The sequence below is a fragment of the Vibrio eleionomae genome, assembly GCF_009874545.1.
Lineage (GTDB): Bacteria > Pseudomonadota > Gammaproteobacteria > Enterobacterales > Vibrionaceae > Vibrio > Vibrio nitrifigilis.
In genome coordinates this window covers 1-13,550 of the sequence record NZ_WEKT01000084.1, presented here as the reverse complement: position 1 = coordinate 13,550, position 13,550 = coordinate 1, and the positions used below count along the sequence as shown (strand labels likewise).

Sequence of the window (13,550 nt, the reverse complement as noted above, 5' to 3'; positions counted from 1 at the left end):
CCACATAACCATATAGACGTTTACAAATAGTAAATGATTGTTAGCTAATGTAGATTTATTGTTAGTGCTAACCTGACATATATTGGCTATTGAGGTTTAGGATTATTACGATGAGTGCGATTGAATTAGTGTTACAACGAGATAGATAATATCTCGTTGTAATTGTTAGAGCGGTTAGTTGTACTCGTTGATCTGGAAAACGTTAAATCTTCACACAAGTGAAAATCGCGTTGCCAGATTTTTCACTTAACGGCAAAATCTTTTCGTAATCGTGCTCGAATTGATACACCTCGAAATAAGGTGCGAGCAGTGCTGCCATTTCGTCAAAACTCACGGCAACCATCGGATGCTCATCATGCCAAACGTGTTTTTCTTCTGCTGAGCTTTTTTCGATACTCAGAAGTAGTGACTGTCTCTCGCCTTCACCTTTGTAGTGCCAACCCGATTGAAACGTGAATAGATGCTCATCTTGCTCTGCAGTATGTTTTACCGATAACTTATTATCAATCTTGGTTTTATCTACCACGTTAAAGCAAAACACACCATTCGGTTTTAACGCTTTATGGACGTTCGCAATACATTCTTTGAGTTTCTCAATACCATCGTTGTAGTGAATGGAATAAAGAAAACAGGTAATTAAGTCTAACGGCTCTTCGACACTGAATTCACTCATATTTTGTTGAGTAAATATCGCTTCGGGGCAACGTGTTGCAGCAATATCCAACATCGGTTGGTTAAGGTCTAAACCTTGGCTTGTAAAACCAAAATCGATGAAGTGACGTACGTGTGGACCTGTACCACAGGCCAGATCAAGGTGGGTATTTCCGTCATTACCAAACATTTGGTGCATTCTACGAATACAATGGCTTTGTGCTTGATAATCAATATCGACACACATGAGATCGTAGTAACCAGAAAGATCGGTATATAGTGCATTGGCGGACATAATGGCTTGGTCTTCTAGCTCATAAATTTGGGCTGGGCATAGTATACGAAGAATGCAATTTTGCGAAGTAATTCCTATCAGTTATAACAAAAATTTATTTAATTCCTAAACGAAATAAAAGAGTGTCATAAATTTTATCTAATCGGATGAATGGGTTAGCGTCATATTGAGCGAGTCAATGATGGGAGAAAAACCAAAGCAACATTGTGGCAGTCTGTATCACCAATGCCGTTGTGATCCTAATTGGTGATAACAAGGGTAAGGAAATTGTCGTGTTTGGTTTCTCTTTTCGTTATGTGAGTACTTGCAACGAGTACGTGTTTTATTCAGGCTAGGGATATGCTCATATCATTCTTGCCTTAACATTAAGGCTTTTATTTTCTGTATATGTGAAGTCCAAATTCTAATGGTTTATGAAATAAAAAATAACGATAACAGTTTGATTCATGGTATTGCGGACCTGATTTTAGAAATTGGTCATGATGCCTTTTTTGAAAAATTAACCTACTTACTAAGAACGGCGGCAAGCTTTGATGATTATGTCATGTTGCTTTATCACCCAACCAAGACACCAACGGTGTTGAGCTCTTCTTTTGCTACTGATGAATTAAAAGCGTGGGATAATTATTTAAAAGGTGCTTATCTGTTAAGCCCTTTCTATGATTTTTGTGCCAATCAAGGTAAAGAAGGGCTAGTCACGTTGGATGAAATTGCGCCTGATGATTTTTATCACAGTGCTTATTACAACGAGTATTTTCATTTCTCAAAGCTTATCGATGAAACCAGTTTTGCTGTACAGGGAAAAGATAATTCCACCTATCTACTTTCCTTGGGAAGAACAAAATCATTGGCTAAATTTAATCGTCGGGTGCTGGATAAATTGCGTGCGCTTTATCCGATTTTGAAATCGACGATCAAAATGCATGATGAACGAATGGCATTGCCGGAGAGGTCGTCTAACCAGAATGTAAAAGACTATGTCATCAATTTTGGTAGTGAGGTTTTAACGCCTCGCGAAAAAGACGTTATGAATTTACTAATTAGAGGTTTCTCAAGTAAAGAGGCAGCTCGTAGGTTGGGGATATCGTTTGAAACAGAGCGCGTTCATCGAAAAAACATATACAGTAAGTTAGAGATTGGCTCGCAAAAGGAGCTGCTAGCAAAGATATTCGATAATATTATGGGGGCGTCAACTTAACTCTCTTTGTTGGGTAAAGTCTATACCTCAAGTGGGTAATAGCGATTTATTTGTCTGGCCGTATGCTAGTACTAAATGATTAGCAACGGCCTAACTAGATGAATAGTCTTAGAATAAATCTCGACAGATTAGAATCCTTTCTCACACAAATGGCCACTATTGGCGCAACGTCAAAAGGTGGATGTAACCGTCAAGCTCTCACAGATTTGGATCGACGTGGCAGAGATCTTTTTATTACATGGTGTAAGAAGATTGGTGGGCACGCTCGATTAGATGAACTTGGTAATCTTTTTGTCCGCTTTGCTGGTAAGGATAATGGTTTAGATCCCATCTTTTTAGGTTCACATTTAGATACTCAGCCAACTGGTGGCAAATACGATGGTGTGTATGGTGTACTCGCTGCGCTGGAAGTGATGTATACCCTCAAGGAAAACGGAATAACATTAGCGCACCCGATTGATCTTGCAGTTTGGTGTAATGAGGAAGGGGCGCGCTTTTCACCAGCGATGGCTGGATCTGGCGTTTTTTCTGGACAGCTTGAAAAACAAGCCATTTATCATGCCAAAGATTTACAAGGGGTTTCCTATTACGATGCGTTGGTGAGTAGTCAACAATTAGGGGAGCTTCCCTGTGTAGCATTTCCTTTCTTTGCTTCTCTTGAACTTCATATCGAGCAAGGACCGATTTTGGAGTCGACCAATACGTCAATAGGAATTGTTACTGGAGTACAAGGGATGAACTGGTATGAGATTACCTTAGAAGGGAAATCCGTACATGCTGGTCCAACACCGATGCACATGCGCCAAGATCCGGTACTCGGTTTTGCTAAGCTGACGCAGGATATCTATTCTCGCGTTACTGATTATGGTGACCAAGCTCGCGTGACTATCGGTACTATTCAAACCGAACCTAGTTCACCAAATACAGTGCCTGAGAACGTGACCTTTACTTTAGATTTACGTCACCCAGATCAAACGACGCTGCAATTCATGTCTGATGAAATCTTATCACTATGTAAAACTTATCAAGCAGATTTAACGACTTACGTTCGCACGTTGTGGTTATCTCCCGCGGTTCAGTTTTCCCAGCAGTGTATCGATGCCATTCAAAGCGCAACGGAACAGTTGGAGATTGATGCTCAGCCGATAGTCTCAGGTGCTGGTCACGACTCCGTTTATCTTTCTAAAGTTGGTCCGACAGGGATGATATTTATCCCTTGTAAGGACGGACTCTCTCATAACGAAGAAGAACATGCGTATCCGCAATGGATTCAAGATGGTGCCAATGTGTTACTCCATAGCCTTCTTCATCTCACCACACGAGGTAGTCAATTATGACCACATTATTTAGTCATCGAAATAGTGATGGCAATACATCCCAGTTGGAACATTGGGGTATAAGGTCTGAAACCGGCACATTAAAAGACGTGTTAGTCGGCCCCATTGATTTTTATGAATGGCGCTCTGGCAATTCAACATCACGTCGCCACTTAGGCGATGGTGTTCAGTACGATCTTGATGTTGCAAAAGCCCAGTACAACGAGATGCTGGATGTGTATCAACAAGCAGACGTGCAAGTTCATTATTTGAAAGCAAATCAGCATCAACCCTACAACGTTTTTGCTCGTGACTCATCGATAATGACCCCATGGGGACCGATCATTACTCAGATGTTTAGCCCATGGCGGCGTAGTGAATGGTTAACGGTGACGGAATTTTATCTTGCGCAGAATATTCCCATCTATGATGTCGTCACCGCTGGGCCGTTTGAAGGTGGTGACTTTATGTTAATTGAACCCGGTGTTGCACTTTGTGGGTATTCTGGAGAACGAACCAGTCCCGCTGGTATCGCGCAAGTTAAAGGTTGGTTTGAGAAAGAGGGATGGGAATTTAAAGACGTAAAATTTGATCCGCACTTTCTTCATTTAGATGTGCAGTGCGTGATGGTCGCAGAGCGTCTTGCGGCTGTGTGTACTGCCGTCGTGCCAGATCATTTGCTGCAATGGCTGAAAGCAAAACATATCGACATCATTGATATTCCTTATAAAGAAGCGATGGAGTTGGGCTGCAACATTGTGTCACTGGGTGATGAACGCGTACTTATCCCCGCAGAAAGTTACACGTTGAAGGAGCAATGTCGTGCTCGTGGACTAACAGTTTTTGATCCTGATATTTCTATGATCACCAAAGGTGGTGGTGGTGTGCACTGCATGTGTCAGGCGCTTAAACGTATCGACTAATCGATATTTCTAAACAATATTGGAGAAGTAAAGCATATGGATATGACTTTTAAAACGTTACAGAAACGCTCATTACAACTTATGGGGCTAAGTGTTGCTGCTATGAGTGTTCATTCACTGGCCGCACCATTAGTGAACTCAGATAACTTATCGGTCGGCATTGAAGTTGCCTATCCACCTTTTGAATCGTACCAAGGGGACAAAGTGGTTGGGTTCGATCCTGAATTAGCAACGCTGCTTGCTAATAAAATGGATATCAAACCGCATTATTTAGACACCAAGTTCACGAGTTTGATTTTGGGATTACAGAGTAATAAATTCGATGTCGTTATTTCGGGCATGTACATCCTGCCTGACCGGTTAAAAAAAGCAGATGCGATACCCTATGCGAAAACAGGCGCGCTTATTTTAACGTTAAAAGATGCTAAATACTCGCCAAAAACTGAAAAAGGTCTGTGCGGATTGCATGTTGGACTGCAACAAGGCACCACTTGGGTTCAGTCGTTGACTAAATTATCTGACAGTTATTGTGTAGCAAATGGTAAAAAGCCTATTTCGATCAGCGAGTTTCCAACTGCTCCGGAAGTTTCTCAAGCGTTAATGTCACGCAATATTGATGTTCAAGTAGAGATTGCAGGTGCTGCACATATGTTTGCGGAACGGTCTCGAGGTCGTTTAGTGATAAGTTCGCCTGACCTTATCTACCCTCAGATAATGGGAATGTACCTTAAGAAAGGCAATACCGAGTTAAAACATAAGCTTGAAGTTGCAATGGCAGAAATTAAAGCTGATGGGTCATACCAATCGCTCATTAAAAAATACGATTTAAGTCCGATTGAAAATTAATTTAAGCAGTTAGGTATTGTTATGAGTTTAGACTGGGAATATTTTGTCTCGTTATTCTTTTTGCCAGCGTTGTGGAAAGCGTGTGTAACGGTGATTACCATTAGTACGCTATCTTGGTTCATCGGACTTGTGTTGGGCTTTTTGGTAGCCTCTGCAAAAATGTCTGAGTCTCGGTGGCTATCTGTTCCTGCTAAGGGCTACATTTGGTTTTTCCGCAGTGTTCCTCTGCTGGTTGTTTTGGTCTTTGTCTACAATTTGCCGCAGTTATTTCCAGTAACACAGCCAGTGTTAGGTGTGCCGTATTTGGCGGGTTTGTTCAGTTTGGTCATTACTGAAGCAGCTTATATGGCTGAAATTCACCGCAGTGGTTTAATGTCGGTATCTAAAGGTCAACGCGAAGCAGGTAAAGCGCTCAATATTGGTGCTTTAGGCATTCAGAGATTGATTGTGATTCCGCAGGCTATTCGCATATCAATGCCTTCTTTGATTAATGAATATATCACTATCATTAAGCTGAGTTCGTTAGTTTCCGCCATTTCGTTGCCCGAGTTGTTACAGACCGGGCAACGACTGTATTCGCAAAACTTCATGGTATTGGAAACCCTCTTGGCGGTTGCAGTTTACTACGTGGCCATTGTTACGGTATTTGGTGCCGTTTTGCAGTGGATAGAAAGGAAAATTGATGTCACCAGAATTGAGGCTCAAACACTTGACGATCAACAATGTGCAGAGCTTAGGGAAAAAGCGGTCATGCCCATTACGGATAAGCCAGAACTTCAAGGTTTTGGGCGACCGCCAGCGTTGCAGCTTAAATGTTTGCAAAAAGCGTATGGCAATCATGAAGTGCTTAAAGATATTAGTTTAAATATTGCAGCAGGTGAGGTGGTTAGCATTATCGGTCCATCTGGTTCGGGTAAAACCACTTTAATCAGAACGTTAAATACACTGGAATCTTTGGATAAAGGTGAAGTTATCTTATTCGGCGAGGGGTTTATCGAAGGGCCGGAAAAACGTTCTAACAAAGATGCTCAGCAGAAAATTAAGCGCATAGGCATGGTATTTCAAAGCTTTAATCTCTTTCCGCATAAAACGATTTTGGAAAATATAATGCTGGCGCCTAAATATCACAACGCGAGTGATGAGAATTTAAATGTCAGTCGCGCGGTGTATTTATTAGATCGAGTGGGGTTACTTGCCCACGCTTATAAATATCCCCATCAACTATCAGGAGGCCAACAGCAGAGGGTGGCGATTGCTCGCACGTTAGCGCTTTCTCCCGATATTATTTTGTTTGATGAGCCCACATCAGCGCTGGATCCTGAAATGGTCGGCGAGGTGTTAAAAGTCATCCAAGATTTAGCTAAAGAAGGTATGACGCTCATTATAGTGACCCATGAAATGGATTTTGCACTTTCGGTTTCTGATCGGGTGGTGATGATGGAAAATGGTGTGGTCCAAGTTGATTTACCGCCATCTTCAATTCGCGCTGCCCGCAACCCATCGCATTCACTAATTCGAATGCGTGAATTTATGGGCATCACCAAACTTGGTGTTATCTAGTTAACGTAGTTAGTCGCAGCAATGAAGGTCACACGTCTTATACTATGGCATGTGGCCTCATTGTTTGCTTGGTATTTTTTCTAAATGGCAGATTCACTCACTATTCTGAAAAGTTTGTAAGGATTTCGAGGAGATTAGGACTACCGTTGATTTTAGTTTTTTCGTTTATTTATTTAATCAAAGCAACAGTAAATTGTTAAGCTAACAAACCAGTACATCTGCAGTTCGTCTCTGAAGTGCAGAGTTCTTATCGAGAGGTTTAGTGATAATGAATAACGATTACATTCAATCAGGTGGAAAGATGTGTCAGTTCTCAAGGATGATTAGTGCCTTACCCGACCATCAACGAAGCTATCAGCCTCGCGCTAATATTTTTCGTAATTGTAGTTTAGGGATTCCTGCAGATGCTTCAGAAACAGGGCTACAGTTAATGACACTTGCAGATGACTGCACAGGATTTGAATTTGTATTAGGTGAAAAAGGGCTACCGTTCGTACAAGCATTTGCTGCATCAAAATTTCCTGCTCAAATAGAACGCTTAGCCTTGGGCGATTGTAGTTATAACTGCCACTATGATCGGCGCGATTTGCGTCCTTTAGTCAGTGCGTTAAGTAATATTGAGTTTCCTGTCCTCAAGCAACTGTATTTAGGTGACTATTTTCAATTTGTGAATGGTCCAGGAGCTACTGGTTGGCTTGGTGATGTCACATCATTTCTTAATAAAGCCCCTGCAGTACAGGATCTATCTTTAGTTGGGAATTTTTCCCTAACAAGCAGCCTGATATTAACCGAACTTACTGAGCTCACTATAGAAATAGATGATAGTCAATCCAACCTTAATCGTGGTCCTATTAGTAATGAAACGTTGGATTTTTTACTGAGTAGTTCTTTTCCTAAACTTGAATACCTATATCTCGATTTATCCATCGACGTGGCTATTGAATACGTACTACCAGATACGTTCTTACAAGGTATCAATCTTCCTTCACTACGTAAAATGGAAATTGTCGGACGATATCGTGAAGGTGAGATTGATAAGTTGGTTGAGAGTCCTCTATGCCAAAGAAATGAATTTAAACTTTTGCTAGAAGTTGACGACTGATCGCTTGAGCTAGGTCTAAAAGTCTTTTTGCGGGTTGGTGTGTAAATACCCGTTTCATAGGTTCTCCCATCAATTCGCCCCGTAGTCAATTATGAATTCTTCGTTAGTATCCTTAATGTAACTCATTGAATTAACTAAACGTACTTAGATGTCGCAAAAATACAATACAGGGCAGTATCTCCCACCTAGTATCGATTTAAACAATTGCGTGTTTGACATGAGTGCGCTGATGCTTTGCGTGTTGAACGACTCTCATGGATGAGCTGTACACAGATAAGGAAAGATATGATGCAACGTATTAACTATTCATCCGGTGCGCCGTTAGAAGAAATTGCCGGTTATTCTCGTATGGTGAAAGTGGGGAATCAAATTCACATTGGCGGTACGACCGCTGTTTTGCCTGACGGAACCGTGGCCGGCTCTAGCGCATTTGAACAAGCGCAATTTATCTTCGAAAAGTTCATCGGGCTATTGGCACGAGCAGAAGCTGAAGCGAAAGATGTCTACAAAATAAAAGCTTACATTACTGATATGGCTTTCGGTAAAGAGGTTGCTGAAGCCTACAGTGCTGTTTTCAAAGATGTTCGCCCTCTGTTTACTATGGTGGAAACTCCGAAACTCAATCGTCCGACACAGCTAGTTGAAATAGAGCTTGAAGCGATGCTTGGCTGCGAAGTATGTAGCGAGTAACTCGTAAAGAAGTGAGCAATCTTCTGTAGTGATTAGGAGTTGAGTATGCTGAAAAGAATTCATGAAAACCGGCCTGGGGCAGAACTCGTCACCATTACCTTTGAAGGTGAAGCTGTGCAAGTTCCTGCGGGTGAAACCGTTTTGGCCTCGGTCATGGCAGCTGGAATGGGGTATAACCGAACGTCTCCAATCAGTGGCGCTCATCGCGCGGGTTACTGCCAAATGGGTGTTTGCTTTGAATGCCTGATGGAGATTGATGGCATTCCCAATCAGCAAGCATGTAACACCATTGTTCACGAAGGTATGGTGGTGAATCGCCAGATTGGGAAAAAGGTGGCATCTAATGGATAAAATCTATGATCTCATTGTGATTGGTGCTGGCCCTGGTGGCCTTGCCGCTGCAGTAACTGCTTCCAACTTAGGGCTCGATACATTAGTCATCGATGAACAGCCAGAGCCGGGTGGGCAAATCTATCGTTCTATGGAGCGCAGCCGTGAAGAAAATATCGATACATTAGGTAAAGACTACTTTGCTGGAAAACCGCTGGTGGAGATGTTTCGGGCATCGACGGTCACTTATATGCCAAGTACGACTGTGCTTAATATTGCCAACCAATTTGAGCTTGATGTGCTTTGTAAGGGCGTCACCTATCGAGTGCGTGGAAAAAGAATGATCGTGAGCATTGGGGCTGCTGAACGCCCTGTGCCAATGAAAAACTGGACCTTGCCCGGTGTAATGGGCGCGGCGGCTGCCGATATTTTATTTAAATCAGCGGACATGGTACCCGATGGCCCGGTGGTAATAGCTGGAAGCGGTCCGCTGCTGCTTCTTGCCGCTTGTCATTTGGTTGATAACGGCGCGCACATTGCTGCCATGGTTGAAACCGCAAGTTTTAAAGACTACCTCAAGGCGGCGCCTTTTCTTCCTCAAGCATGGCCGCGGGCAAATTACCTGCTCAAAGGGCTGCAGATGCGACTTAAACTCAAACGAGCTGGCGTTCCTCTTTATATTGGCTGCCGTGAACTTGAGGTGCTAGGTGAGGAGCGAGCGGAAGGATTTCGCTTCAGTTACCGCGGTAAAACCAAAGTGATCGCAGCACAATCGGTACTTCTTCATGAAGGTGTTGTCCCTAATTTGCGCTTGAGTCAAGCCCTTAATTGCGAACATGAATGGTATGAACCTCAGCGTTACTGGAAACCTAAGCTCGATGAGTGGGGACAAACCAGTGTCGACGGCGTATCGATTGCTGGTGATGCGTCGGGTATTGGTGGCGGACCTATTGCAGCATCAACGGGTCATCTCGCAGCCATTGATACTGCGTATAAACTTGGCAAAATTACAGACCAAGAACGAGACAGATTAGCCTCGGAGCATCGTAAACAGCTTAAACGGGATCGATCGATTCGTCCTTTTCTCGATCACGTTTTTCCTCCGAATCGCCAAACCCTGAATCCAGAGGATGATGACGTCTTAGTCTGCCGTTGTGAAGAAATTACCGCCGGACAAATTCGTGAAGCGATTGCGCAAGGTGCGCGTCATCCGGCTCAAATCAAGGGCAAAACTCGTTCTGGTATGGGCCCGTGTCAGGGTCGGATGTGCTCTGCCACACTTACTGAGATGATTGCGGCAAATTGTAATATCGATATCAAAGAAGTGGGAACATTGCACGTTCGCACACCAATCAAACCTTTGAGTATCGAACAATACGCGACGATGACATTCAGCGAAAAAAGTTGATTGGTTTGAGGCGTTGATTATACGAAATAATCAAGGACGAAATTGCATTAGGGAGTGACGGGAACGGTGTGTTGCTCCCGACGCATTGCAGAAGAGATAGACAATGAAAAAGAACGCAGATGTCATCATTATTGGTGCAGGTATCATAGGGTGTGCGACGGCTTATTATTTAGCGAAAAAAGGTCGATCGGTCATTGTATTAGAGCAGGGTAAAGTCATTGGTTATGGTGGCTCGGGCCGTAATGGCGGCGGCGTTCGTCAGTCGGGGCGCGATAAACGAGAATTGCCACTGGCTATGTACGGCGTAAAACATCTGTGGCCGTCGCTTTCTGATGAGCTTGGAACCAATGTGGAATACTACCAGCAAGGAAACCTGAGATTAGGTAAAACGGATGATCATATCGATATCTTAAAAGGCTTGACTGCAACTGCGGTAGGGCAAGGATTGGATGTGAACATGATCAGTGGCGCTGACGTTCGTGAGATTTGTCCACACCTTTCTGATGAAGTGATTGGTGCCAGTTGGTGCCCATCAGATGGGCATGCAAACCCACTTAAAACTACGCTCGCTTTTCATAATGCCGCTCGTCAACGTGGCGTACAGTTTGTGACTGAACAACGGGTATTAAAACTGGCTATGGTGGGAGGAAAGGTTCGTAAAGTCGTGACTCAAAATGGAGAATTTGAAGCAGACAATATTGTCGTGGCTGCAGGCTTAGCAAGCCGGCCAATTATTCAGAGTGTGGGGATTGATGTGCCTATTTCTGCTGTAGCACTCGACACATTAATTACAGATGCACAACCTCCAATGTTCTACCAAATGCTCGGTACAGCAATGGCCGATTTTTACGGTCACCAAACAACGCACGGTTCGTTTATCTTTGGCGGTGGCTCACCACTGGATTCTAGTTTAGTGAGCAGCACTTCTGATCACACACCGATTGAAGCGACTGCTGCGACGTGTCGTGGCATTATCGGCTACCTTCCTGCCTTAAAGCACGCCAAAGTGGTGCGCAGTTGGGTAGGGATTATTGATTGGTCTAAAGACAAAGTGCCTGTTATCAGTAAAGTGAATGATTTACCGGGCTTGATTCTCGGCTGTGGATTCTCTGGTCACGGTTTTGGAATTTCGCCTGCTGTTGGCACAGTATTAGCTGAGCTCGCCAACGATGAAACGCCTTCGATCGATATTAGTGAGCTTGGGTATGAACGCTTTGCTGAATTAGCGGTTTAACTCCTAGGTTATTGATTAATAATGGGATTTACCGAAGGTTTACAAAGGTGAAATTTACTTTCACCTTTACTGTATTTACGCAGAATCTTTGGAATGTTTACGCTGAAAGTAGCGATAAACTCGTTCGGCGATAACACACCCTACTGCGATATCAAATATCAGAAAATAGTATTGACCCAATAGAACTATGGTCCCATAGGCAACAGATGCAGCAACAAACGAGACTAAAACTAATGCGATTCGGTCTTTAATCCATGGTAGGTTCATCAGTACTACCTTGTTTTACAGTTTGAATTGACGATTAAAATGCACTAATCGAGTTGAGAAACCAGTCTGTCGCATAAATGACAGCAACGATGGCAACAATAACGAGGATGACAATCATGGTCACCTTGGCTAAATGTTTCTTAAAGCTTGTTTTATCAAATACCTCACCTTTGGCTTCCCTGACTCTACGGTCTTCGTCAAAATGCCATTTAATGGCGAAGTAGCCACCGATACCTAAGACAATAAGCTTAAACGCTCCAGCAAAGTACGGGAAAAAATTAGACCAACTGCCGTCCATCATCTATCTCCATCAAATTCACTCACTATTTCGCGGCCGTGTCGCGCAAAGAAGATATTCAGTGCACTTTTAAAATCTGGCTTTTTGGCTGGCGCAGTCTACTGGTTGAACCGAGAATGTACAACTTCCTTTACCATGAGATGGAACTTATAGCACGCAAGTATTGTTCTACCATCAATATTGTTTAAGACATAGATAAATAAGGCATAGCTAAAGTGTGTTCTATTTACTTATTCAAACTCGTGTATTAATGAAGAGCTATCGGGTAGGTAAAACACAATAAGTGGATACAGTTAAACGCAAAATGTGCCAACACTGCGACCCATAAACGCTGTGACCAATAGAAAATCAATCCATATCCGAGACCTGCTAACGCAGCAAAGATCACCAATAGTGGGCCTCCGGCAAAGTGTGCCAACCCAAACAGAATGCTTGCGACACCAATGCCTGCGACTACCCCCAATTTATTGGAGAGCTTTTGTTGTAGGTAGCCGCGAAACAGTGCTTCTTCAGCCACACTGGTAAACAGCAGGTTATTAAATGCAAAGAGCCACCACCATGCAGGTAGTGACCATTCAAATTTAAGTGCTCCTATCAACACGGCAATCGGGAGTAAGCAAAATAAAGCAATGGTGGTCAAAGCGATGGCTTTACGGTTTGGCGTTCCTCCATTACCAAGTAGCTTGGGATAAGCCAGCAACAATATAAACAATGCCAACGGTTTATCGAGGTTTAAGTACATTGTAAACGGCTGGCTTTGTGGCCCTGTTATTACCTGATTGAGCACCAGTAAGTTATCAAATCCCGGGACCTTATGGATAAATAACGCTAAGCAGCAGGCAATAACCACCAAAGCACTGGGCAGTGCATAACGCGGCGCGATGCGGCTAAGCTTCCAAGTACCGACAAGTACGCCCCCTACGACCAATCCGGTGGAGAGTGTAAGGCGCGAAAAGAGTATGGCTAAAATCAACGCAATCCCGAGAGAAATAAATGCGGCAATATTTTTGCGAATAAAAACGAAAACGATCGCTAAGGCGAGGGCAATCCAAACTAAAGCTGAATAATCTAAAGGCATAATCGAATTTGTAGAGTTAAATAGAGTATATGCTTAATCTATAAACCTTTTTTAACAAGAAATAAACAGTTGATTGGTGGAAGGACGTTGTAAGGTTGGTTTAAGAAAACAGGCTTACCTTGGGCTTATGGTTCAAATAACCTTGGGTTGAGCCGTATATCTTGCTGTAGAACGTCAGTTGATATATTAGGGAAAGTAGATATTCTTGGTTGTTTCTCTGACAGTTATTATTAGAAATCAATCATAAGCTTAAATAATCATGATCAGAGTATTTTAATTTTTGAAATTGGAGGTTTTAATAATTCATTTTTATATGGAATATAATTGTTTCATAAAATCTTATTNCATATAAAT

Annotated in this window: 14 protein-coding genes and 1 pseudogene; 11 read left to right on the top strand and 4 right to left on the bottom strand. The window is 42.8% G+C overall.

Annotated features, from left to right (window positions below; all coding sequences use genetic code 11):
* Window positions 1-202: 202 nt before the first annotated feature.
* A complete protein-coding gene (locus F9817_RS22710; RefSeq protein WP_161158489.1) occupies window positions 203-946 on the bottom strand; it encodes a class I SAM-dependent DNA methyltransferase in 744 nt (247 codons plus the stop codon).
* A gap of 406 nt (window positions 947-1,352) precedes the next feature.
* Here F9817_RS22710 and F9817_RS22705 point away from each other — a divergent pair, with 406 nt between their 5' ends.
* The 11 genes and pseudogenes from F9817_RS22705 (at window position 1,353) to F9817_RS22660 (ending at window position 11,553) form a co-directional block, all read left to right on the top strand.
* Window positions 1,353-2,144 (top strand): helix-turn-helix transcriptional regulator, encoded by a 792-nt coding sequence (locus tag F9817_RS22705; protein ID WP_161158488.1) that lies wholly within the window; start codon window positions 1,353-1,355, stop codon window positions 2,142-2,144.
* 98 nt (window positions 2,145-2,242) lie between these two features.
* A complete protein-coding gene (locus tag F9817_RS22700; RefSeq protein WP_161158487.1) occupies window positions 2,243-3,481 on the top strand; it encodes a M20 family metallo-hydrolase in 1,239 nt (412 codons plus the stop codon).
* Entirely contained in the window at window positions 3,478-4,383 is a 906-nt protein-coding gene (locus F9817_RS22695; RefSeq protein WP_161158486.1) for a dimethylarginine dimethylaminohydrolase family protein, read from the top strand. Before F9817_RS22700 ends, F9817_RS22695 begins: the two co-directional genes overlap by 4 nt.
* A gap of 42 nt (window positions 4,384-4,425) precedes the next feature.
* Complete coding sequence (locus F9817_RS22690) at window positions 4,426-5,229, top strand: ABC transporter substrate-binding protein (protein ID WP_202436566.1); 804 nt, start codon at window positions 4,426-4,428, stop codon at window positions 5,227-5,229.
* Window positions 5,230-5,250: 21 nt separating this feature from the next.
* A pseudogene (locus F9817_RS24590) lies at window positions 5,251-5,901 on the top strand (amino acid ABC transporter permease); the annotation flags it as partial.
* A gap of 78 nt (window positions 5,902-5,979) precedes the next feature.
* Window positions 5,980-6,789, top strand: a complete 810-nt coding sequence (locus tag F9817_RS24585; protein ID WP_427916728.1) for an amino acid ABC transporter ATP-binding protein — start codon at window positions 5,980-5,982, stop codon at window positions 6,787-6,789.
* A 268-nt stretch (window positions 6,790-7,057) separates the two neighbouring features.
* Window positions 7,058-7,891: a hypothetical protein gene (locus F9817_RS22680; protein WP_161158483.1), complete on the top strand. Its 834-nt coding sequence runs from the start codon at window positions 7,058-7,060 to the stop codon at window positions 7,889-7,891.
* A gap of 285 nt (window positions 7,892-8,176) precedes the next feature.
* Window positions 8,177-8,581: a Rid family hydrolase gene (locus tag F9817_RS22675; RefSeq protein WP_202436565.1), complete on the top strand. Its 405-nt coding sequence runs from the start codon at window positions 8,177-8,179 to the stop codon at window positions 8,579-8,581.
* 45 nt (window positions 8,582-8,626) lie between these two features.
* Window positions 8,627-8,932, top strand: a complete 306-nt coding sequence (locus tag F9817_RS22670) for a (2Fe-2S)-binding protein (protein ID WP_161158482.1) — start codon at window positions 8,627-8,629, stop codon at window positions 8,930-8,932.
* Window positions 8,925-10,319 carry an FAD-dependent oxidoreductase gene (locus tag F9817_RS22665; RefSeq protein WP_161158481.1) on the top strand — a complete coding sequence of 465 codons (1,395 nt, stop codon included), beginning with the start codon at window positions 8,925-8,927 and terminating at the stop codon, window positions 10,317-10,319. Before F9817_RS22670 ends, F9817_RS22665 begins: the two co-directional genes overlap by 8 nt.
* A gap of 103 nt (window positions 10,320-10,422) precedes the next feature.
* The gene (locus F9817_RS22660; RefSeq protein ID WP_161158480.1) at window positions 10,423-11,553 is read left to right on the top strand and encodes an NAD(P)/FAD-dependent oxidoreductase; all 1,131 of its coding nucleotides are present in this window, start codon (window positions 10,423-10,425) and stop codon (window positions 11,551-11,553) included.
* Between the two features lie 75 nt (window positions 11,554-11,628).
* Here the strand turns inward: F9817_RS22660 and F9817_RS22655 are convergent, their stop codons facing one another.
* The 3 genes from F9817_RS22655 to F9817_RS22645 all read right to left on the bottom strand — a co-directional run bounded on the left by F9817_RS22655 (window position 11,629) and on the right by F9817_RS22645 (window position 13,196).
* Window positions 11,629-11,820 carry a hypothetical protein gene (locus F9817_RS22655; RefSeq protein WP_161158479.1) on the bottom strand — a complete coding sequence of 64 codons (192 nt, stop codon included), beginning with the start codon at window positions 11,818-11,820 and terminating at the stop codon, window positions 11,629-11,631.
* Window positions 11,821-11,854: 34 nt separating this feature from the next.
* A complete protein-coding gene (locus F9817_RS22650; protein WP_161158490.1) occupies window positions 11,855-12,118 on the bottom strand; it encodes a hypothetical protein in 264 nt (87 codons plus the stop codon).
* 247 nt (window positions 12,119-12,365) lie between these two features.
* The gene (locus F9817_RS22645) at window positions 12,366-13,196 is read right to left on the bottom strand and encodes a CPBP family intramembrane glutamic endopeptidase (protein ID WP_161158478.1); all 831 of its coding nucleotides are present in this window, start codon (window positions 13,194-13,196) and stop codon (window positions 12,366-12,368) included.
* Window positions 13,197-13,550: the final 354 nt, after the last annotated feature.